Raw genomic sequence first — 19,414 nt, forward strand, 5'->3', positions numbered from 1 at the left:
AGTGCCACTGCCGAATGGAGGCAGGACCTAAATCCTGTTCATAACACTCATCTGTCTATGTCATTTGAGTGAATAGGTTTTGCTGATCTGGATGCGATCCCATGGGGTATTTTGGGTTTTGCCGCGCGCGATGAACGATGCGCTGAGCCGCCGGTTCGTCAAGCGTTGATCGGCTGAAGACCCATGGACCGTCCGGCAGAGGATGAACGCCTTCGATCGACGCGAGTCCACCGAAGGCGATGCAACGCGGCTCGCCATTGTCAAGCAGACCACGCCAGCAGGAATAGCGCGGAATGTTGTGCTTGGTTCCCGTGTAGCGGACCGTCAGCTCGCGGCCGCAGCGCCGGCAGCGGACAAGGTCGGCGAGCAGAGCGTCGCCATGCTTGGGCGCCCCGTGATGCCGGCTCGTGGGCACGTGGTCGCTCACCATCTTGCGGATCGCTTCCGCCTTTCCCAGCCGACGTAGCCTTCGTGTGCACCCGGAATCAGCGCCAGCATCTCGCGCCTTACGGCGGCTGCGCGAGCGAATGGCGGCATCTGCGCGGTCTGCGCGTCGTGCGGGTTGGAGAAGATCGAACTGATATGTCGTAGGCTGGCGCGGTATGGACCTCTCCCCGGTTCGCTTCGTGAGGACCCGATGCTGCGCCCGAATCCTCCAATTGCGATGGGGTGTGGGAATTGGCCGTCGGGTCCTGCAGCAGTGTCACCAAGACGCCAAGCGTTCTGGGATCGATATGTGGGGCAGGGCAATGCGCCACGCGGTGCAGACCGCGATCAAACATCCAGGCCGGAACTTCCAGCCACCGATCGGAGGCGTGGCGGGAGAGACTGCAGCGGAAAACCTCCCGGTCGGCGTTCTCGATCACCTCATGAACGTGAACACAACGCCCGGCCCAAGGATGCCACGGATAAAGAAACTTGCGTTCCTCGGTCCTGTGGGTGTTCTTTCCTGGTGTTGTTCAACACCGTGAGGCCGCATTCCTCGCTCGCTATTTGACCCCGGCGGTCTTCGCCGGAACCCTCGCCGCAACCGGCTCCGACGCTGCACTCAATGAAGGCTTCGCGCCTCCGCCCGTTGCTCAAACCGCGCCATAACAGAAACGGCCGAGGCTAATCGCCACTGGTTGAAAGTTCAGTGGCAGGTCAGAGGGTCTGGCTCGACGGCCTTAGCTTCAGGCTATCCGGCCAATCCCGGCGATCACCCAGCGACACGATGACTGACCAGTGCTCAGCGCCACCGCCGGAGCTGCAAAAAGAGTTGCGTATGATTGAGCGTTCGACCACGTTGCTGTCGATCTTGATATGGCCTCGTCCAGGATGCGCGAGAGGCGCTTCCCAGCGCGAGAGCGTGTAGGGGATCGCCGCTGTGAGCTTGGTCTTCTGACTGATTTGGCCGAGCTTCTCTAGCCGCCCTGGGTCCAGTGCCGTGATGGTTGAGCACTTTTTGCCTGCGTGCAGCAAGGCCTCGTTGGCCTCGGCTACGGATGTCATCCTCGATCTTTTAGAGTTCGCGGATCCTTCTTAGCGCCTCGATCGGGCGCGGCATGGCAGAAGGCGAGCGTGAAGCCGCTTTTCGTCGGCCAGCAAGCGATGGCCCGCTATAGCCGTCGACCTGCAAGTTCCGGTAGAGAGCCTGCGAGATGAGCGATCGCACGCTGGGCCTTTTCGGTCCGGCGCATAGACATAAGACGCCCGGCGGTCCGCTCCCTCCCTAATCAGTCATCGCGGGCATAAATCCAGAGTAGGCCTGTCTTCGTCTTGCCGACCCCGGAACGAGCACCGGCGCGGTCGTCGCACGTCGGCGAAGAGTTTTGGCGAGGACTTCGGTTTTGCTAAAGCAACCGTTCATGGACCAGACGTAGGTGCCAGTCCGGCGCGGCCGACTACCGGCGCTGCCAGCAGCCTGGGCAAGCGAACCAAATTGTAGCCCGCCAAGTTATGCCGCGCCCGCGGTGGCACATCCTCGCAGCTTGACCTTGGCCATGCCGTCTGAGGTCTTGACTGACCGAACCCTCCTCTGACCCCTTAGGGCAGTGCTGACTGAGATCATAGCCCGGATGGCGCTTCGTGCGGTCATCGATCGCTATACGCGAGGCTTGTTGCTTTCTGCTCAAATGGGCGTTGAAGGCAACGCGCGGCGTGATCTTGCTCTTTGCAGGTCCTTGACTGGCGCGTCCTAGGCTTCGCCAGCGCCAGTCGATGCGCCGTCGCGGCGTCTGCGGTCCAACATAGCGAGAGCGGCATCACGCTCGCCTGTGCCAGGCCTGGGTATGAAACTTTCCAGTCAAGCCGGATTGGCCAGCACCTGGGTGCATAACCAACCTGTTGTCGCGGCTTCATTAGCATGAGGTGCCCGGAAACGAAGATACGTATGGACCCCGCCCCGCTTTCCAATTGAGCCTAGGGGCTGCTGATTCCTTCTTCGCCAAGGGTCGTGAACGGCGTGATCGACCAATGGATTAGGTTGATGGGACGATGAGTGTCGCCTCGGTCGAGCAATGGTGGATGAAACTGCGATGACATGTCCGATAGGATCTCTGTAATCGCCCTGCCTGACGCCCTGCCTTCAGGTTTTCGACATAAAATTTCACCTCGGTCACACCTGATCTTAATGTCGCCAGCGATCTAATCCAGTGTGCCAGGAATGAGGTACCGTACGGCCGCACTGCGAGAATGCCTTCTTCGCAAATCCCAGTCCTCGCCGTGACTGCTAGGTGCAATACTGCAAGCCAGCTGAACCAATTGAGGATCTGTCCCCTCATCGAGGCGCGGATTGACTTGGATGACGACGGGTCCAGGCTTCGTCCACGGAGTTCAATGTTCGTTGGCCCAGCTGAGGCCGTGAGCTTGCAAGCAATTCTGTGACACGTTGACGATACGATCATGCTCGTCATTAGTCAGCAGGGTTGGTTGGACAATTCACCTCTCGGAAGAGGAAATGGGGTGGCCGGCCGAAGTCCGCCAGCGGCAATAGCAATGACCTCCTTTCCCATCTTGTTAGCGCCGCTGGTTGCAATGGCGCTTGGTACTGAAGACTTCAGTGCAGCTGTTGGCGGTGCCCCAGAACTCGACCTGCTTTTGACGCCGAACCTTTCCGTTCTGTTCCCCATGCGGCAGTCTCGGCTCGATAGGAAGCATCGGCGATTCTTAGACAATGATAACTTCGTGGGGCCGCAGGCGATCCATTTAAACATCGATGGGGCTTTTCACCAAGCGCACAAGAACTCGAGGGACCCGTCGTGTCCTCGCGGCGAAAAAGATGCGACGGCGCAAGGCAAAGGCGCGTTCACATTGGACGGGAAGATGGTCGATCTACCGGTTATTCGAAGGGTCCGAGAAATCATCTCCATGGATCAGGGCGCCGAGTTGGCCGGTTGAAGCCTCGGCGGGTTGGGTCCATTCTGGACACATAGGTTACGGTTTTGGTCAAACCACACTGAGATGACACGACAGTTAGGCGTCATGTCGCTCTGCAATTATTGCTGTCGCGCCATCACATTTCGAGATAGATTACATCATTGCAGTCCGCCCTCGGAAGAGTACCCGTGGAAATCAGGCAGTTAAGATACTTTGTTGGCGTGGTCGAAGCAGGCAGTTTCACGAAGGCCGCTGGCTTTCTGAATGTCGCCCAGAGTGCGCTGAGTCTGCATGTGCGCCAATTGGAGGAAGGCTTCGGCACTCAGCTGCTGATACGCGACAGGACCGGCGTGAGCGTGACGGCGTCAGGAGCCAAACTCCTGGAGCGGGCGCGGGCGATTCTCAAAGAAATTCGAATTACCGAGGTGGAATTGACCAACACAGCCGCTTCCCCCGCCGGGGAGGTGACTATTGGCATTCCGTCTGGAGCTGCTCGCGTCCTGAGCGGTCCGCTGCTTGAGACGGTAAGACACGAACTGCCCAAGGTGTCCCTCAAGATGGTCGAGGGTATGACGGGACCGCTAGAGGAATGGATGGCGGCTGGACGCTTCAATCTGGCGGTTCTGTACCGCACTGCGGACAGTGTGGGGCGAATGACTGTGCTAGCGCGCGAAGACCTTTGTCTGGTGGTTCCGTCCGGCGAGCCACCGTTTGAAGATGCGATATCTCTGGCCGACCTGCATGCATTCCCCCTGGCGGTTCCCATGCGCAACAACAATGTCAGGCGTTCGGTGGCTGATGTCGTCGCACAACACGGTTGCGCGATGGACGTCAAGTTTGAAGTGGACTCGCTCTCAACGATCATCAACATGGTCGTAGAGGGAAAAGCGCATTCTATTCTCGCCCCGTCTGCCGTTCAGAAAGAAGCCTCTCAAGGGCTGGTCCGGACGGTCAAGATAGTCGATCCGGTAATTACCCGCTCCGTGGTGCTTGCTGTAAATCCCAAAGATGAGCGTTCTGCGGCCGTTTCTGCGGTCCGCAAGCTCATTCCGAAGGTCGCCAGAGAATTGATTGAGAGCCGGGGCTGGGTAGCATCGGCTCCTGACGCGACCTGAGAACCATCGATCTGTAAACAACGGCATGACTTCCTTCCTGTCGGAACAGATCGATCTGGATTCCAGATGGATTTAGGCACTAATCGATATTTGACCCGCTGCGACCATCGCGATGAAACTGGCTCAAGCGAGCTCAGCGGCTTCGAAAATTGAAACGGCGCTCGCATGGCCAGAATCACAAGTGGAGCCCGCGATGTCCCACGCCAGGAGCTACGAGCTCTTCATTAATGGCAAATGGCGAGCCGGTGGTAGCCGAGCCACTTTGCCGGTGATCAACCCGGCGACGGAGAAGGTATTTGCCTCAGTGGCCTCGGCTACGGTTCCAGACTTGGATGAAGCTCTTGCTTCGGCAGAACGCAGCCGCAAGGCGTGGTCCTCACGCCCCGCCAAAGAGCGTGGCGAGATCCTCGTCTCTGCCGCCAGCAATCTGGCTGAGAAAGCTGGCGCCGCAGCCAGGGACCTGTCGTCCGAACAGGGAAAGACGATTGCCGAAGCAACAGGAGAGTACGCGCGCGCAGTCGAAACGCTGGAATGGAATGGCCGGCATGCCGATGAGTTGTCGACCCCGATTCCGTTGGGTCCGAACAGGATGATCGTCCCGGAGGCCCTCGGTGTCGTCGCTGCCTTTACGCCGTGGAACTATCCAGCCGTTCTCATCGCCCGCAAGCTCGCCCCCGCGCTGGCGGCAGGCTGCCCGGTGATCCTCAAAGGGGCCGAAGAGACGCCAAGCGTGGCTGTCCATGTCGTGGAATCTTTGCGTCAAGCAGGGATACCGGAAGGCGTGGTCAACCTGGTGTTCGGTGTTCCTGTGCATATATCACGGCATCTGCTCAGTTCGCCAATTGTCAAAGTCTTGACGTTCACGGGGTCGACCGCTGTTGGGAAACAGCTGGCCACACTGGCCGCGAATAATCTGCAGCGCTGCATCCTTGAGCTCGGTGGACATTCCCCGGTTATTGTGTGCGAAGATGCCGACCTGGCAACGGCGATACCGGCTATTTCGGAATACAAATTCGAGTGCGCGGGCCAGAGTTGTAATGCGCCCAGCAGGATTCTTGTCGCCCGATCCCGCTATGAGGAATTCCTGTTCCGGATGACGGAGGCGGTCCGAAAAATCAGGATCGGTCCACCGGATGACCCTGCAACGCAGATGGGTCCCATGGCAAACGCGCGGCGAATCGAGGCCATGCAACGCCTGACCAAAGATGCGGTAGAGGGCGGCGCCCAAATCGAGACCGGTGGCATCCCCCTTGACCGACCGGGGTTTTACTGGCCGCCAACCATCCTGACTGGCGTACCGAAGGAAGCGAGAGTGCTTCATGAAGAGCCGTTCGGACCAATTCTCACCGTGGCTCCTTTCGATACGATCGAAGAGGCGATCGATGAAGCCAACGCCACGGAGTACGGTCTGGCCGCCTACTTGTTTACTGGCGCGGCCGATACGCAACAGAGGCTTGTGGGCGGTCTTTCTGCGGGCGCTGTTAGTGTGAATTACCTGAAAGGGGTTTCCGCTGATGCCCCTTATGGAGGAGTCAAACAAAGCGGCTATGGATATGAAGGCGGCGAGCAGGGGGTGCGAAGCTTCCAGATTCTGAAAATGGTCAATGGCCTCGGTTCATTTGGATAAAATCCGGTGGGAAACAGAACACGGACCATGGCCGGTAGCGACATCACAAGGAGCGTCGCCGACGCCCTTCAGTACATCTCGTACTATCATCCTCCAGATTATATCCGGTCTCTTTCTCACGCATACACGCGAGAACAGAGCCCGTCGGCGAAGAATGCCATAGGTCAGATTCTGCTGAACTCCCGCATGGCGGCCTTTGGGCGGCGCCCGATTTGTCAGGACACCGGACTTGTGGTTGTCTTCGCAAAGGTCGGCATGGATGCCCGCATTAAGTCAACAGCCAGTTTCGCGGATCTTGTGAATGAGGGCGTACGTCAAGCCTATCTCGATCCGGACAATCCCCTTCGGGCATCGATCGTTGCGGATCCCCTCGCTAGACGGGTCAACACCCGCGACAACACACCGGCAGTTGTCCATGTCGACCTGGTGCAAGGTAACCAGATTGAGATCACCATCGCCGCGAAAGGCGGCGGGTCGGAGAACAAGGCACGTTTTACCACCCTCAATCCCACCGCCTCCGTTTCCGACTGGGTGGTCAATACCGTTTCGACCCTTGGCAGCGGGTGGTGTCCACCTGGACTGATCTCTGTCGGCATCGGTGGTAGCGCTGAAAAGGCGATGCTGCTGGCCAAGGAGGCCATGAACGAGCCCATAGATATGGCGGAACTGATCGCAAGGGGGGCGTCAAGCGCAGAAGAGGGGCTGCGGATTGAGCTTTATGAGCGGATCAACGCGCTTGGTATCGGCGCCCAAGGCCTTGGTGGTCTGACGACAGTCGTTGACGTCAAGGTTGCGACCTATCCTACTCATGCAGCGTCCAAGCCTGTGGCGCTCATCCCGCAATGCGCCGCCAACCGGCACCTGAAGTTTACTTTGGACGGCTCTGGACCCATCAGCCTCCAGCCGCCCGATTTGCGCGAATGGCCCGACATCGGAGCCGACGAATTGAACCCAGCCGGCGTCCGGCGGGTCAATTTAGATACGCTTACGAAGGAAGAGACGGCATCGTGGCGCTGCGGTGAAACGCTCCTGCTTTCTGGAAAGATGCTGACGGGCCGTGACGCTGCCCACAAACGAATGGTCGAACTGATTGATGCCGGCAAGCCGCTCCCAGTCGATCTGAGGGGCCGCGTGATCTACTACGTCGGTCCCGTCCGGGCAGTGAGGAATGAAGTCGTTGGACCCGCCGGTCCAACAACCTCCAGCCGCTTGGACGATTTTACGGACAAGGTGCTCGCCGAAACCGGCCTTTTCGCGATGGTGGGCAAAGCGGAGAGGGGACCGGCGGCCATCGCGTCGATTGTAAGACACAGAACGCCATACCTTGCTGCAGTGGGTGGCGCTGCGTACCTGATTTCAAAGTCGATTAAGGCGGCGCGGATTGTCGCCTTTGAAGACCTGGGCATGGAAGCCATCTATGAATTCGATGTGCAGGACATGCCCGTCGTCATGGCTGTCGATGTTGAGGGAAACTCCATTCACAATTCCGGGCCTCTTGAGTGGCGTAAGCGTATGGCAGCCGACAGCATCGCACGCAACATCGGTGTTTGAGTCTTTCCGGTTGGGCGATTTCGGCCAGACCCGAGCGCCAAATTATCGGGCAAGCCATAAGACGAGCGGCATTTGCGGTGCCCTGCGCCTCGGCGAGCCGGCCAAGCAAGGCCTTCAATTCACCCTAATAGTTGAATGTGCGAGTGAATACTGCATTGAGTATGCCGTCCATGCGATCGAGGGTCGAATGCAGTCGCGCGTCTATCAAGTACGGCAGCGAGATTCAAGAAAATCGGTTATCTATTTATCATGGTCTCCGCCGCCGCCGACTATTCTCTCCAGCTGCACCATTGCCCCGTTGGGCGTTGGGGCGATAGCCAAATTACTTCTGCAGCTTTTCTCAGCGGATCGCTCACCCTCAGCTGATTTTCGTACCCCATTCTGGCACATCTCGGGCCTGGAACGGATGCCTTCCACTGCTACATTCGCTCGTTTCAATTGATGATAGAATTGATCGGCACACAACGCGATGTCATCGCTGAGAGCATAGGTTATGAAGTCGAAACCCGATCCCGTGCAACTCGACAGTTGGGACCTGCGGATCCTCTCCGAAATTCAGGCAGACGGTCGGATTTCAAAAAGTGAGCTTGCAAAACGAGTTCATCTTTCGGCGTCCGCCTGTTCGGAGCGGCTCCGAGCACTCAAGGCCGCGGGGATTATTGAGGGATTTTATGCGCGGCTGAGTCCTGCCCTCATCGGCGGCATGATCTTTGTGATGGTGGAGGTCGTGCTGGATCGTCATCGTCTTGAGGACCAACGACACTTCGAAACTGCTATCCAAGACATTCCGGAAATCCTGGACTGCTGGGCAATTGGGGGGCGCGTGGATTATCTGATGCGGGTCGCATCTCGTTCTATGGCCGCCTATCAGGATTTCATGGAGGGACTGCTGCAGGCAGGCTTGGGGATTGATCAATACTATAGCCTTGTCGTCACGAAACCAGTGAAGTCCAATTCACCGATACCTTTGTCCGCCCTGAGGCAACGGTAACCCAAAAGCTAAGTTTCAACGGCGTTTGGCACGGATCCCGTAGATTCGTCGGCAAAAGGCACCCATTCCGACGAAACTCAAGGGACATTTGCGGTATACTAATTGCTGGAAAAAGGTGGCCGAGCGCTATCCGCCAGTTGATCGCGAGCAAGGACGATGCGCTTGAGCAATCTGGAACCGATCTATTCCAGGAGAGGATCGAAGCAGCCATCGGACGCACTTGCCCAGCACGGTTACGGCGAGAAGCCAAACCGGATCGTGCCTGGTTGAGGAGGCGTCCATATCTAAGATGCGAAGTGCCGAAAAATGCCTCTACCGCTACTTCAAGGGGGGAACTTTCGCCCTGGATTGGCGATCAGTGGCGATTGAGCTTAGTCGCGGTCAGCGCATCCGTGTAGGGGGCGAAATCTACAGCGAGGGTTTGGCAAGCCGACGGGTAGCGGGAGTGCAAGCTGGCCCGCTCGGCCTTGGCGACCAACCCGGCCCTCGACGCCTGCGGACATTCGGAGATCGCGTTTTTACGTCCTAAGTTCGTTGCTGTTCGAGATTAGGAGATCGTCTGTCCTGTTTGACATTGCTGGTCTCCGCAGCCTTCTAAGCGAGGAGCATGGCTGTGCCGGGATCGCGTAGGTGGGTGACAAGGCCGGTCACTCCTGCCACCCGACGTGGTCTTTGAGAAGGTGGAGGTTGCGCTACCGGCTGGAGAGCATGGTGCCAGTTTTCACAAGACAAGGGTCGCTTAATCGAATGGGCGTCAAGTTCATAGATTGCGAACAGATCATGGGGGGATTTGAATAGTGCTACTGACCGAGGCAGAGCTGAAAAGAGTTGCGAATGCCAGTCGAGGACATAGAGCCGCATCGATCGTTCTAAAGGAAGAGACGGCCGCAGCTACAGCCAGATCGTCATTCGACGTTTTTCTGTCACATTCTTTCAAGGACGCAGAGATCGTTCTCGGTGTGAAGCGAATTTTCGAGGAGCTTGGGTTCACTGCTTACGTAGATTGGGTCGAAGATTCACAACTGGACCGCACAAAAGTCTCCTCGGCCACCGCCGAGTTGCTGCGGACCCGTATGAGGCAGTCAAAGACGCTAATCTATGTGCATTCAAACAATTCTCCAGGATCCAGATGGATGCCTTGGGAGCTTGGCTTTTTCGATGGGTTTCGGACCGCGGTAGCGGTTCTGCCCGTGGCAAAAAATTCTTCGGAAACATTCTCCGGGCAAGAATTTTTGGGCCTATACCCTTACATTGATGGGACAGGACCTGCATTCCTGTTTATGAACAGAGGGACCGCGCCTCGCTCAAGAATAGGCTCTGTAAGCTCGACTGCTAACCTCACGTTTGCCAAATCCTGGCTTAAAGAATTTACCGCCACAAAATAGACTGGTGTGCTTCAAAAATGAAATATCCTGGACTCTATAATAGCGCCGACGTGGCATCCAACGAGCAGCAGGCGACGTTTCTGCGCCTGATCCGGGCAGAGTACGTTCTTCTTTTTTTAGCGTCGGTGCTCTCTTTGGACTTGTCGCCATCAAAAGCCTATTTCGGTGTCTATGCTGCGGTATTTCTTTGCTCAATGGGAGTCCTCATTTTCCGGTCGGTCACAAAGCCCGAGCAGGTCTGGTATCAGGCTCGAGCTCTGGCAGAGTCGGTGAAGACATTGACTTGGCGCTTCGCGATGCGAGCACAGCCGTTCGATGACGCGCGCGCCGCTGACGCCAGAGCTGATTTTCGAAAGCTCATGGAAGGTATCCTTGATAGCAATCGTCACCTTGGTAGCGCGTTGAGCGGCACCGATTCAGCATCCCCCCAAACAACCGACCAGATGATGTCGATAAGGGACTCCCCGCTAAAAGAAAGAAAAGACCTATATCTGCAGAGACGAATCTGCGACCAACGGAAGTGGTACGAGAAGAAGGCGCGCTCGAACAAGAGGTCCGCGAAAGTCTGGATGGGCCTTGGTATTTTTGCATACGCTCTGGGATTCTCGTTCATCGTAGTACGCATCGCTGACCCCGCGATGCCAGGCTGGCCGACCGAGCCGCTAATTGTCATCGCCGCCTCCCTTATTGGGTGGACCCAGATCAAGAAATTTAACGAATTGGCATCGGCTTACACGTTGACAGCTCACGAGATCGGCTTGACTGCCGACCTTATTACGGACGCCAACTCGGATGAGGCATTCTCCGCCGCGGTGAACGAAGCCGAACTGGCTTTCTCACGGGAGCACACCCAGTGGGTTGCTCGTCAAAACAACTAAGAGACAACAATGGCATACAGCGATCCGACCTATGTAATATTTGACGGCGATGAAGACGCTTGGGCATACCGCTTTATGAAAGGGTGGAACGCCAGCGAGAATGTGAGTTTTGAATTCGCGAACGCTCACGATCTGGACAATATGACGAGCCGAGCACAGGACGAAGATTATGTTAAACGCAATCTTCGCAACAGAATGAATGGATCGAGCCAGGTACTTGTCCTGATCGGTGAGAAGACGAAAAACCTTTTTCGCTTCGTGCGCTGGGAAATGGAATTGGCTCTTGATCTAGGTCTGCCGATAATCGCAGCAAACCTTAACGGCTCGCGGCAACAAGATGTGAGCTGTCCGCCTATCATCAGGGACAAATGTGTTGTGCACGTGCCGTTCAAGATGAAGGCCATCAAGCACGCGCTAGCCAATTGGCCGAGCGAATTTCATCGGCTTTCAAACGCTCAGCGTGGCGATGGCGCCAGGAGCTATGGCGAAAGCACCTATCGCGATCTCGGCTTATAATCGCCACCTAAAAGCACTTAGCCGCCCAAACATCCTCGCCATCCGCTGGCGGCGACTAGCCTTAGCAACGTCCGCCAGCGTGTTCCGAGCTTGCCGAGCGATGATAAGAAGAGCACGACGTCCGATTTGCTGAGTTTGGCTGAAAGCTGCAGGTCATGTGCAACCTATTAGAGGAGCCCCGCTCGAAGCGTCGGATCGTCAGACAAGATCATGTCGCGCGAGGGCGCTGGTTTCGCGAGGAAAAGGAGCGGCTGTTCGATGTTTGAGGCTTGATCCAGCGTTTCGAGACTGCACGAGCGGCCAGCATTGATGGAGGCAGCTTTTCAGGCCGCGCAATTCTGTCGGCTCGCCCCCTCCTGCGAGCCGCAGCTCGGCTCGCCCTGCGCAGCAACCACGAATTTGCGATCGCAAGAAAGGCAACACGCTGACGATAGAACTTGGCGGCGCTGGTCGGCTGCGAATCAAGATGTCAATGGCAAGGAGCTCTCGCCGCGCGTCTTTGCCGGGCCGAACCTTCTGGCTATGCTCCTTCGAGAAGTCTGCCGAGCACCAGCCGCCGCACCGCCAAAGCTATCAATATGCGCGAGGGCACGACCTCAGCCTCTCAGCGCTGGCCAACCAGGTTGGAGCCTGTGCCGCGGCACGGAACCCGCTGCCTGCTGATCGAGGCGAATGTGCTTTGCCCCTGATCACCTCATTACCACCCTTGGGAAGGGCAAGACCGATCCGGACCGTCAGAATGTAAGGGATGACCGGCAGTTCGGCGGAACATGGCCGCCGGCGCTCTATCGTGCCTCGCGCGGCCGGCGGGAACAGCGTCCCGAGCGCTATTCATCCGTCAATATCGCCCGCTAATCGGGCACTATGCTGGGCGCATGCGCGTCGTAAGCTGTTCGTGTTTGCAGGACGCGCCCCCGACCCTCGGCTAAGGCGAAGGTGACGCCTTAGTTTTCACGGCAATTCGGGCCGATCCCGCGAATTTCACGGCGAATAACCTGCATTCCCGAGAAACTCAAGGGACGTTTCCGGTATGCTATTTGCTAAACAGGTGGCTGGCCGAGTGCCCTCCGCCAATTTATCGCGAGGAGAGGGACATGCGCTTGAGCAATCTGGGAACCGAGCAACTCCGGGAGAAGGATAGAAGCTTCGTCTTCCATCCTTCTACGCATCTGGCCAAGCACAGCCGAGGCGAAACGCCAAATAGGATTATGGCCGGTGCGGAAGGCGTCTATATCTGGGACACCGAAGGCCGAAGGAGCCTCGACGGTTTCGGAGGACTCTACTGCGTCAACATGGGATATGGATGCACGGAGATCGCCGAGGCCATTGCCAGGCAAGCACACGAATTGCCGTTCGCGCACGTCTATGCCAGCCAAGGTACGGAGCCGGTCGCCCTGTTGGCAGAGGCCGTGGTCGAGTATTTCGGTCAGAACATGCGAAGGGTCTATTTCGGCCTCTCCGGTTCCGATGCCAACGAAACCAACATCAAGCTGGTCTGGTACTATAATAACATTCTTGGCCGGCCCGAAAAGAAAAAGATCATCTCGCGAAATCGCGGCTATCACGGGTCTGGATTGGTCACGGGTAGCCTAACTGGCCTTCCCTTCTTTCACAATTTCTTCGACCTGCCTCTGGATTTGGTGCGCCATACAACCACGCCGCACTATTACCGCCAGGCGCGTGTCGAGGAGAGCGAGGAAGCGTTCTCCCGGCGCTGTGCCGATGAGCTTGAAGCCTTGATCCTGGCCGAAGGACCGGAAACGGTTGCAGCTTTTATCGGAGAGCCGGTACTTGGGACAGGAGGTATTGTGCCGCCCCCCAAAGGGTACTGGACGTCCATTCAAGCGGTGCTCGACAAATACGATATCCTTCTAATCGCGGATGAAGTGGTCTGTGGCTTCGCGCGAACCGGCGAGAAGTTCGGTTCCCACCTGTATAACATGCGTCCGGATTTCGTGACCATCGCAAAGGGTTTGAGTTCCGCCTACCTCCCCATCTCCGGGTCAATCATTGGCGACCGTGTCTGGTCGGTTTTGGAACAAGGAACTGAGAAGCACGGCGCACTCGGCCACGGCTGGACATATTCGGGGCACACGCTTTGTGCCGCAGCCGCGCTCGCCAATATTCGACTGCTTAAAGAAAAAAATATTCTGGAGCATGTCCGCGATGTTGGACCGTATTGGCAAGACCGGATGAAGGCCGAGCTGGCGGGACATCCCATCGTTGGTGAAGTTCGCGGAGTGGGTATCCTGTCGGCCGTAGAGATGATGCGGGACCCAAAACAAAGGATACCATTCGAACCCGACCTTCAGGTCGGGGTGCGCACTGCAGCTGCTCTGTTTGAGAATGGTGTCATCGGACGGGCCATGCCGCATGGCGACATCCTCGGTTATGCCCCCCCCCTGATCATTACCCGAAAAGAGATCGACATCATTGTCGACGCGACGGTAAAGTCGGTCGATACCACCTATCGCGCGCTGAAGGCCGAGGGTGCCGTATGATTTTGCGATCGCGAAGGAGCGAGTCCGGAGGCAGGCATGTCCCTGCGCGCTACTGCGCCGAGCAGACCCAAAACTGTTGAATTCCAGATATCTGATCTTGAGCATGCTCCGGGCTATTTCAGTCACGATTTGTAACCGAATCAGTTCTGCCGCCGCTGTCCTGTTGCCCAACGACCAGGACCTCTGTGCGGCGCGCCCTGCGGGTGTACCTCCCCGCCGGCAGGGCGCCCTTTTTGACCCACGTAATCAGTATCATTATGGCCCGTGCGGGATCGAGGGTCTGGTAAAGGTCATCTGCACGTTCCGATGCAGATTGAGCTTAGACGTGCCCTTTACATCATTGCAGCGGGCCATAATCATTGCGGTGAATTTTATCACGTCAGGTATATAGAAGGACGATACTCACACGCCACCCCGTTCACAAGGAAAGGCATTTTAATATTGTTGAGACGATTTGCCTATCAAAGAAAAGAAAGCATCGCAACACTTCTTTGCGGATCACGGCGCCCCGGGTGGGGGATGAGCGGCTATCCGAATTGTTATGCTAATGCCGACCCAAATTCCTGCAAAAGCTGGGGTCAATGATGGCTTTTGGTCAGCGCAGGATGATTTCTCCTGATTTGGTCGGTGCAGGGGCGGTCATGATTTAATGCATGGAGATTCTCTGATTGAGCTGTTGAGATCATGAGGCGTCTGCCAGACGCCCATCGGGTGAGCCCAGCATGATTGGGATGACCGACGAAGATCGAAAGTGTGGCAGCATTCTGGAGCCCGGTCAGCCCAGCGACGCCCGCGAATTCAATCACGTTTGTCGGGACATACACGACGCAGCCGGAAGGCGTGCAGAAAGAGGAAGAATCGAGCGCGACGATGACGAGGCACATGCCACTTGTTTTCGAGACATTCCTTGAAAGACTGTCACAGAGTATCGATGAGGCAGATTTCCGGGATGCCATGGCTGAGGCGGCCGGACGACTTGACCTAATCTTCTTTGCCTACCTCTCCTTGCCAGCACGGCCTTCCGGCAAACCGAGGTTAATTTCAAACTATCCACCCCGCTGGACCAGACAGTATCTGGAAAATCAGTATGAGAAACTCGATCCTGTGGTCTTGCGTGCTCGAAATGGCGGCTGCCCGTTTCACTGGGGATCGAATTTGGGAGGCGATAAAATGTCGCCGGCTCAACAGCAGCTATTCGATGAGGCGGCTCAATTCAGCATCTGCTGCGGTTTGACGATCCCAATTGTCGATCTCCGCGGCCGCATCGCTGCGGTTACTTTTGCCGCCGATGAGCCTCGTCCAGTATTTCTTCGGGTCGCTGAGCGGTACGAACAAGCTCTTCAACTGATGGCGGCCTGCTTTCATCGTTGCGTTCGCCGCAAATTGCCGAGCGATCGAACAGTGGATGGGGTTTCGCTGACATCCCGCGAATATGAGTGCCTGAGGTGGGCAGCGCGGGGTAATTCAGCCTGGGTGACCGGCCGCATCTTGGGTATCAAGCCACGCACGATCGCTTTTCATTTGGACAATGCCAAGAAGAAGCTAGGCGTGCGAACCCAAAATCAGGCTATAGCCCTTTTGGGGTCCGAAGGGTCCTCAATTGTCTGAGAAGCTTTTTGATCCCCTTGTGCTCGGGCCATTCGATCGCGCGCTTTGTATCGAGCGTTGACTGGATGCCGAGATCTTCTGTTCCGCCGGCTCGGGCGATGCAGCCGTATTCTTCCAGTCCGCGCCGGTGATCATAGTCTATGGGTGCTCGAGCGGGTGTGTCGTCGCTGACGAGCTAGTTGTGGAGCCTCAACAGGTTGTCCTCGGTTAGAGCGAGGCGACTGATAGGTGTTTTGGACTTTAGGCTCCCGTGGGGACGGTGCCAATTGTATCTGTGCAGCCAGACCGGCAACTCTGCGGCGCGGTGATCTGAAGTCGGATAAGCGATGGCATAAGCCCATTCGCGCAGTGCTGTCTGGATGAAGCGCTCGGCCTTGCCATTGGTCTTGGGTGTATAGGGTCTTGTCGTGACGTGCTTGAGGCCGAGATCGCGGCAGGCCTTGGCGAAGGCCTTTGATCTGTAGCAGGAGCCGTTGTCGGTCATGACGCGGGCTATCGTGACGCCGAGGCTGGCGTAATAGGCCACCGCCGCCTTGAGGAAGGCGATGGCGCTTTCTTTTTTCTCGTCGGGCAGGATCTGCGAGAAGGCGATGCGGGAGGCGTCGTCGATGCAGACATGGACGAACTCCCAACTGCTGCCGCGCGAGCTGGCATTGCCGGTGCGCTTGCCGGTAATGCGATGACCGATGCGCTCGAAACGACCGAGCTTCTTGATATCGATATGGATCATCTCGCCAGGATGCTCGCGCTCGTAGCGTCGGATCGGCTCGGCCGGTTCGATATCCCGCAACCGCGACAGTCCGGCACGCTTGAGAACCCGGCTAACGGTGGCGGGCGAGACGCCGACCTCATGGGCGATGTGCTTGCCGGTCCAACGTTGCCGCCGCAGCGCCATGATGCGCTCGGCGATCAACGCAGCGGTGGCCTGCGGCATATTGGCGGGCCGCGAGGAACGGTCGATCATGCCGGCCCGCCCTTCGGACTTGTAGCGCTCGACCCAGCGCGCCACGATCTTGGCCGACACGCCGTAGACACGCGCCGCATGGGCTTTGGAGAAAGCGCCTTCTATCACCGACAGCGCCATCTCCTCTCGACGCAGCGGTGTGAGACGGGCATTCTTATGGATGTTCATTCGGACCCTCCGGTGAGTGCTGAAGCTTGGTAACTCCAGTCTCCCCGGTCCGGTCCGAATGGACAACCTCCCGAAAGCTCACAGCTAGTCGTGCGGTTATATAGTTTCCGAGGATGGCCCGCTTGCATACCTGCCTGCCGGTAATCTCTAACCCTTGACTTAGGGCGATGGCTATCGGTTATGCGGCTTGAAAGCGAAGAGGTGGACCCTTCGTCGAGCGCCGGTACGATATGGAGTGCTGCTCCGGGCTAATACCCATCCAGACAGAGCGGAACCTTCTATCACGTCAGACGCTCGGACAGTTGCCAAACCCCGATTTCCTGGGAACTGAATTGTGCTCGCCACCGGGTCCATTTTGCCGGCGCGTCTGTGGTGCAGGCCCCGATCAGCCTGACCAATGGCACAGGAACGCTTCTATGACCGAGCACTGCGAATTTGTCAGCTGGCGAACAATTCCTTGTAGCCGCTCGTCACCATCCAGTTCGCACGGTCGAGATGACTACGAAGCGCCTTCCTGGCGCGCTCCGGTTCAAGTGCCGGATCAATGCCGAGGATCAGTTGGGCCATTTCCTCTTCGGGCGCCTCATCGGCTGAGGCGTCCAGGAGCCTCATATAGATGGTAAAGTGCGCCCTGTCGTAGGCGGTAAGACGGTCAGACCAAGGGACTTCGTCGAGCAGTGTTGAGCTTTGAGTCCTATCTGTTCCCGTTGATTGATTCATGTCTGCCGCGAACCTCGCATGTTGATCGCTGGATCCAAGGCAGAATATCCCAAAATGGGATAATCCGAAACGGGGATTAGTCGCTGAGCCGGTCTCTACCTGCCGGTTCACCTAAATGCCCAAATCTCTTCGATCTCCCCGCCACCAGCGGTTTCTGGCCCAGTTGATCTCACTGCGCAATGTCAAAGGGCTGACGCAGGCGCAGGTGGCTGAGAAGCTTGGTCGTCCGCAATCTTTCGTGGCGAAATATGAGGGTGGCGAACGGCGTCTCGATGTCATTGAGTTTCTCGACGTAACTGCGGCCCTCGATGCTGATCCGTGTGAGATTCTGTTGAGCCTGCGCACGTAGTGGGCGCCCGCGCCCATCACCGCGCGTGCCGTGTGCCGGTGGGTCGAGCCCCGATTTTCTTGGCTCTGGCGTCTCGACCATTCCGCTGCGCCTCCTAGCGCGTCGTTAGACTCTCGCAATTCGCTCTGTTTTGTGCCTTTCTCAGCAGGTGGCGCCGCATCCTTCTAGGCCCGCCGCGGCGTCCCGCAACCCTTAGCCAGCTGTGAGCTTTCAGTAGGTTGTCCATCCGGCCCTTCGGATGCGGTGCGGCTCAGACGGCGGACCCGTTCCTGTCATGATTCGCCGCCGCACCCATTCCTGGGAAGCAGCCATTGGCGAGCGGAGGACAAAATGATGAGACAGCGAAGCGCTGGGCCATCCGCGCTGTGGTGATACGTCGATGCATGGCGGTTGCGCGACTTCGTTGCTTGAAGCGAAGCGACCGCACCGCCCATTTCGTCAACTGGCGAACAAATCCTTGTAGCCGCTCGTCACCACCCAGTTTGCACGGTCGAGATGACTGCGAAGAACGTTGCGTGCGCGCTCAGGTTCGCGTGCCGGATCAATGCCGAGGATCACTTTGGCCATTTCCTCTTCAGTGGCGTTGTCGGCCGAGGCGTCCAGGAGCCTCATATAGGTTGTAAAGTGGTCCTTGTCGTAGGCTGTAATGCGGTCCGACCAGGGGACCTCGTCGGCGAACGGCGTGTTCGATCTGGGCTGCAACATCGCTAATTCTATCTCCGGCCAATGGACCCGCGAAGCCCTGTGCCTGCTAAATGTGGATTACATATTATAGTTGATAAACTCAAGCCGCCTGATCCGCTGGCTTGCGTGCATGGATATGCGCAAGTTGGTCGGACGGAATGTGCAGAGGATCAGGCAAAGGAAGCGCCTGACGCAGGAGCAGCTTGCGGAGATTTCCGGGTTCAGTCAGCAGTACATCAGCGGCTTGGAGAAAGGCCGAAGAAATCCGACAATTATCACGATCTATGAACTGGCATTGGCCCTCGGCGTCAGCCACATGGATCTGGTTCGGCCCGACAAACAGGCATGATACACCCGCCCTCCAAGTAGCTGGCCGCCTGATGGCGCGCGCCGGGTGCTCGTGAACCCAGGCTTTTCTTAGGGTCCCCCGGCAGCCCCTGCCATTTGGCTCGCCCTGGCCCGGCGCACCCTATTGGACAGTCGGCCGCTGCGGTTTTTGTCAGCCTTTCCTGGGGCGGTCGGCATTGCCTTTTAGGCCCGCCGCGGCCTCCCGCAACCTTCGCTCTCGCTTCAGGTCCTTCTCTTGGTTACGATCCTTCGGATGCGGTTCGCCTCTTTCAGCGGGCCTAATCGCTTTCTGCCGCCCACCCCACGGGGACAGCCACGCGAGACTAGTATGGAGCGTTGCGGTTAGCGCACGAACAGCAAAGGAACTGAAAAAACAGGCAACTGTCGAAGCATGGCTGAACCAGCCATCGTGTCGGCATCTTGGAGCCGCGTGTTCGCCTTGAGGCCCTGCCGGTAGGATCCCTGCAGTTGAAGTCATTGTCGGCATTCTGACAACAATGGACATGAACCGCCGAACTATCAAGGCGACCAGGTTGTTGTCTAGCAATGGTTTTCCGAATCGGCACGGCACTTGCGTTACCAAAAACAAGTACGCCGCGGCACGGATCGCCCAAGAGGCTGAACGACCTGATCTGTTTGACCCTCGCAGCAG

16 protein-coding genes and 2 pseudogenes are annotated in these 19,414 nt (G+C 57.4%); 13 read left to right on the forward strand and 5 right to left on the reverse strand.

All coding sequences use genetic code 11. The features are described from left to right. Positions 1 to 55 precede the first annotated feature (55 nt). Positions 56 to 430 carry a zinc ribbon domain-containing protein gene (locus tag FJV83_RS37340; RefSeq protein ID WP_063169311.1) on the reverse strand — a complete coding sequence of 125 codons (375 nt, stop codon included), beginning with the start codon at positions 428 to 430 and terminating at the stop codon, positions 56 to 58. Positions 431 to 958: 528 nt separating this feature from the next. Here FJV83_RS37340 and FJV83_RS37345 point away from each other — a divergent pair. After that, a pseudogene (locus tag FJV83_RS37345) lies at positions 959 to 1,095 on the forward strand (IS3 family transposase); the annotation flags it as partial. Positions 1,096 to 1,143: 48 nt separating this feature from the next. Here the strand turns inward: FJV83_RS37345 and FJV83_RS33930 are convergent. Further along, entirely contained in the window at positions 1,144 to 1,491 is a 348-nt protein-coding gene (locus FJV83_RS33930) for a transposase (protein WP_063169310.1), read from the reverse strand. Between the two features lie 1,485 nt (positions 1,492 to 2,976). Here FJV83_RS33930 and FJV83_RS33935 point away from each other — a divergent pair. The 10 genes and pseudogenes from FJV83_RS33935 to FJV83_RS33980 all read left to right on the forward strand — a co-directional run bounded on the left by FJV83_RS33935 (position 2,977) and on the right by FJV83_RS33980 (position 15,529). After that, a complete protein-coding gene (locus FJV83_RS33935; protein WP_063169309.1) occupies positions 2,977 to 3,378 on the forward strand; it encodes a hypothetical protein in 402 nt (133 codons plus the stop codon). A gap of 167 nt (positions 3,379 to 3,545) precedes the next feature. Next, the gene (locus FJV83_RS33940; RefSeq protein WP_063169308.1) at positions 3,546 to 4,472 is read left to right on the forward strand and encodes a LysR family transcriptional regulator; all 927 of its coding nucleotides are present in this window, start codon (positions 3,546 to 3,548) and stop codon (positions 4,470 to 4,472) included. A gap of 193 nt (positions 4,473 to 4,665) precedes the next feature. Then, positions 4,666 to 6,099 carry an NAD-dependent succinate-semialdehyde dehydrogenase gene (locus FJV83_RS33945; RefSeq protein ID WP_063170369.1) on the forward strand — a complete coding sequence of 478 codons (1,434 nt, stop codon included), beginning with the start codon at positions 4,666 to 4,668 and terminating at the stop codon, positions 6,097 to 6,099. Positions 6,100 to 6,126: 27 nt separating this feature from the next. Further along, positions 6,127 to 7,650, forward strand: coding sequence for a fumarate hydratase (locus FJV83_RS33950; protein WP_063169307.1), 1,524 nt, complete (start codon positions 6,127 to 6,129; stop codon positions 7,648 to 7,650). Between the two features lie 493 nt (positions 7,651 to 8,143). Then, positions 8,144 to 8,641 carry an Lrp/AsnC family transcriptional regulator gene (locus tag FJV83_RS33955; protein ID WP_063169306.1) on the forward strand — a complete coding sequence of 166 codons (498 nt, stop codon included), beginning with the start codon at positions 8,144 to 8,146 and terminating at the stop codon, positions 8,639 to 8,641. 1,402 nt (positions 8,642 to 10,043) lie between these two features. Beyond that, positions 10,044 to 10,904 carry a DUF4231 domain-containing protein gene (locus tag FJV83_RS33965; RefSeq protein WP_063169305.1) on the forward strand — a complete coding sequence of 287 codons (861 nt, stop codon included), beginning with the start codon at positions 10,044 to 10,046 and terminating at the stop codon, positions 10,902 to 10,904. A 9-nt stretch (positions 10,905 to 10,913) separates the two neighbouring features. Beyond that, positions 10,914 to 11,420, forward strand: coding sequence for a TIR domain-containing protein (locus FJV83_RS33970; protein WP_063169304.1), 507 nt, complete (start codon positions 10,914 to 10,916; stop codon positions 11,418 to 11,420). Positions 11,421 to 11,903: 483 nt separating this feature from the next. Next, a pseudogene (locus FJV83_RS37350) lies at positions 11,904 to 12,324 on the forward strand (transposase); the annotation flags it as partial. Between the two features lie 190 nt (positions 12,325 to 12,514). Then, positions 12,515 to 13,921 (forward strand): aminotransferase, encoded by a 1,407-nt coding sequence (locus FJV83_RS33975; protein ID WP_063169303.1) that lies wholly within the window; start codon positions 12,515 to 12,517, stop codon positions 13,919 to 13,921. A gap of 870 nt (positions 13,922 to 14,791) precedes the next feature. Further along, positions 14,792 to 15,529 (forward strand): LuxR family transcriptional regulator, encoded by a 738-nt coding sequence (locus FJV83_RS33980; RefSeq protein ID WP_082826574.1) that lies wholly within the window; start codon positions 14,792 to 14,794, stop codon positions 15,527 to 15,529. Positions 15,530 to 15,704: 175 nt separating this feature from the next. Here the strand turns inward: FJV83_RS33980 and FJV83_RS33985 are convergent, their stop codons facing one another. Both FJV83_RS33985 and FJV83_RS33990 read right to left on the reverse strand, forming a co-directional pair. Continuing rightward, the gene (locus FJV83_RS33985; RefSeq protein WP_140671221.1) at positions 15,705 to 16,661 is read right to left on the reverse strand and encodes an IS481 family transposase; all 957 of its coding nucleotides are present in this window, start codon (positions 16,659 to 16,661) and stop codon (positions 15,705 to 15,707) included. A 438-nt stretch (positions 16,662 to 17,099) separates the two neighbouring features. Further along, positions 17,100 to 17,381 carry a DUF2285 domain-containing protein gene (locus tag FJV83_RS33990; protein WP_063169301.1) on the reverse strand — a complete coding sequence of 94 codons (282 nt, stop codon included), beginning with the start codon at positions 17,379 to 17,381 and terminating at the stop codon, positions 17,100 to 17,102. Positions 17,382 to 17,496: 115 nt separating this feature from the next. On the opposite strand from FJV83_RS33990, the gene FJV83_RS33995 reads away from it, so the two are divergent. After that, positions 17,497 to 17,730, forward strand: a complete 234-nt coding sequence (locus tag FJV83_RS33995; protein ID WP_082826573.1) for a helix-turn-helix transcriptional regulator — start codon at positions 17,497 to 17,499, stop codon at positions 17,728 to 17,730. Positions 17,731 to 18,168: 438 nt separating this feature from the next. On the opposite strand, the gene FJV83_RS34000 is transcribed toward FJV83_RS33995, so the two are convergent. Next, positions 18,169 to 18,435 (reverse strand): DUF2285 domain-containing protein, encoded by a 267-nt coding sequence (locus FJV83_RS34000; protein WP_063169299.1) that lies wholly within the window; start codon positions 18,433 to 18,435, stop codon positions 18,169 to 18,171. Positions 18,436 to 18,544: 109 nt separating this feature from the next. Here FJV83_RS34000 and FJV83_RS34005 point away from each other — a divergent pair, with 109 nt between their 5' ends. Further along, on the forward strand, positions 18,545 to 18,763 hold the full coding sequence (locus FJV83_RS34005; RefSeq protein WP_029354714.1) for a helix-turn-helix transcriptional regulator: 219 nt from the start codon (positions 18,545 to 18,547) through the stop codon (positions 18,761 to 18,763). The last annotated feature ends 651 nt before the right edge of the window (positions 18,764 to 19,414 follow it).

Origin of the sequence: Mesorhizobium sp. WSM4307, from assembly GCF_007003945.1 — a bacterium.
Lineage (GTDB): Bacteria > Pseudomonadota > Alphaproteobacteria > Rhizobiales > Rhizobiaceae > Mesorhizobium.

Excerpts from the sequence above, each read along its gene's own strand:
- FJV83_RS34000 (WP_063169299.1), bottom strand. The coding sequence starts at position 18,435 with ATGTTGCAGCCCAGATCGAACACGCCGTTCGCCGACGAGGTCCCCTGG.
- FJV83_RS33965 (WP_063169305.1), top strand. The coding sequence starts at position 10,044 with ATGAAATATCCTGGACTCTATAATAGCGCCGACGTGGCATCCAACGAG.
- FJV83_RS33950 (WP_063169307.1), top strand. The coding sequence starts at position 6,127 with ATGGCCGGTAGCGACATCACAAGGAGCGTCGCCGACGCCCTTCAGTAC.
- FJV83_RS34005 (WP_029354714.1), top strand. The coding sequence starts at position 18,545 with ATGGATATGCGCAAGTTGGTCGGACGGAATGTGCAGAGGATCAGGCAA.
- FJV83_RS37340 (WP_063169311.1), bottom strand. The coding sequence starts at position 430 with ATGGTGAGCGACCACGTGCCCACGAGCCGGCATCACGGGGCGCCCAAG.
- FJV83_RS33930 (WP_063169310.1), bottom strand. The coding sequence starts at position 1,491 with ATGACATCCGTAGCCGAGGCCAACGAGGCCTTGCTGCACGCAGGCAAA.
- FJV83_RS33980 (WP_082826574.1), top strand. The coding sequence starts at position 14,792 with ATGACGAGGCACATGCCACTTGTTTTCGAGACATTCCTTGAAAGACTG.
- FJV83_RS33955 (WP_063169306.1), top strand. The coding sequence starts at position 8,144 with ATGAAGTCGAAACCCGATCCCGTGCAACTCGACAGTTGGGACCTGCGG.
- FJV83_RS33990 (WP_063169301.1), bottom strand. The coding sequence starts at position 17,381 with ATGAATCAATCAACGGGAACAGATAGGACTCAAAGCTCAACACTGCTC.
- FJV83_RS33945 (WP_063170369.1), top strand. The coding sequence starts at position 4,666 with ATGTCCCACGCCAGGAGCTACGAGCTCTTCATTAATGGCAAATGGCGA.
- FJV83_RS33995 (WP_082826573.1), top strand. The coding sequence starts at position 17,497 with ATGCCCAAATCTCTTCGATCTCCCCGCCACCAGCGGTTTCTGGCCCAG.
- FJV83_RS33985 (WP_140671221.1), bottom strand. The coding sequence starts at position 16,661 with ATGAACATCCATAAGAATGCCCGTCTCACACCGCTGCGTCGAGAGGAG.
- FJV83_RS33935 (WP_063169309.1), top strand. The coding sequence starts at position 2,977 with ATGACCTCCTTTCCCATCTTGTTAGCGCCGCTGGTTGCAATGGCGCTT.
- FJV83_RS33970 (WP_063169304.1), top strand. The coding sequence starts at position 10,914 with ATGGCATACAGCGATCCGACCTATGTAATATTTGACGGCGATGAAGAC.
- FJV83_RS33975 (WP_063169303.1), top strand. The coding sequence starts at position 12,515 with ATGCGCTTGAGCAATCTGGGAACCGAGCAACTCCGGGAGAAGGATAGA.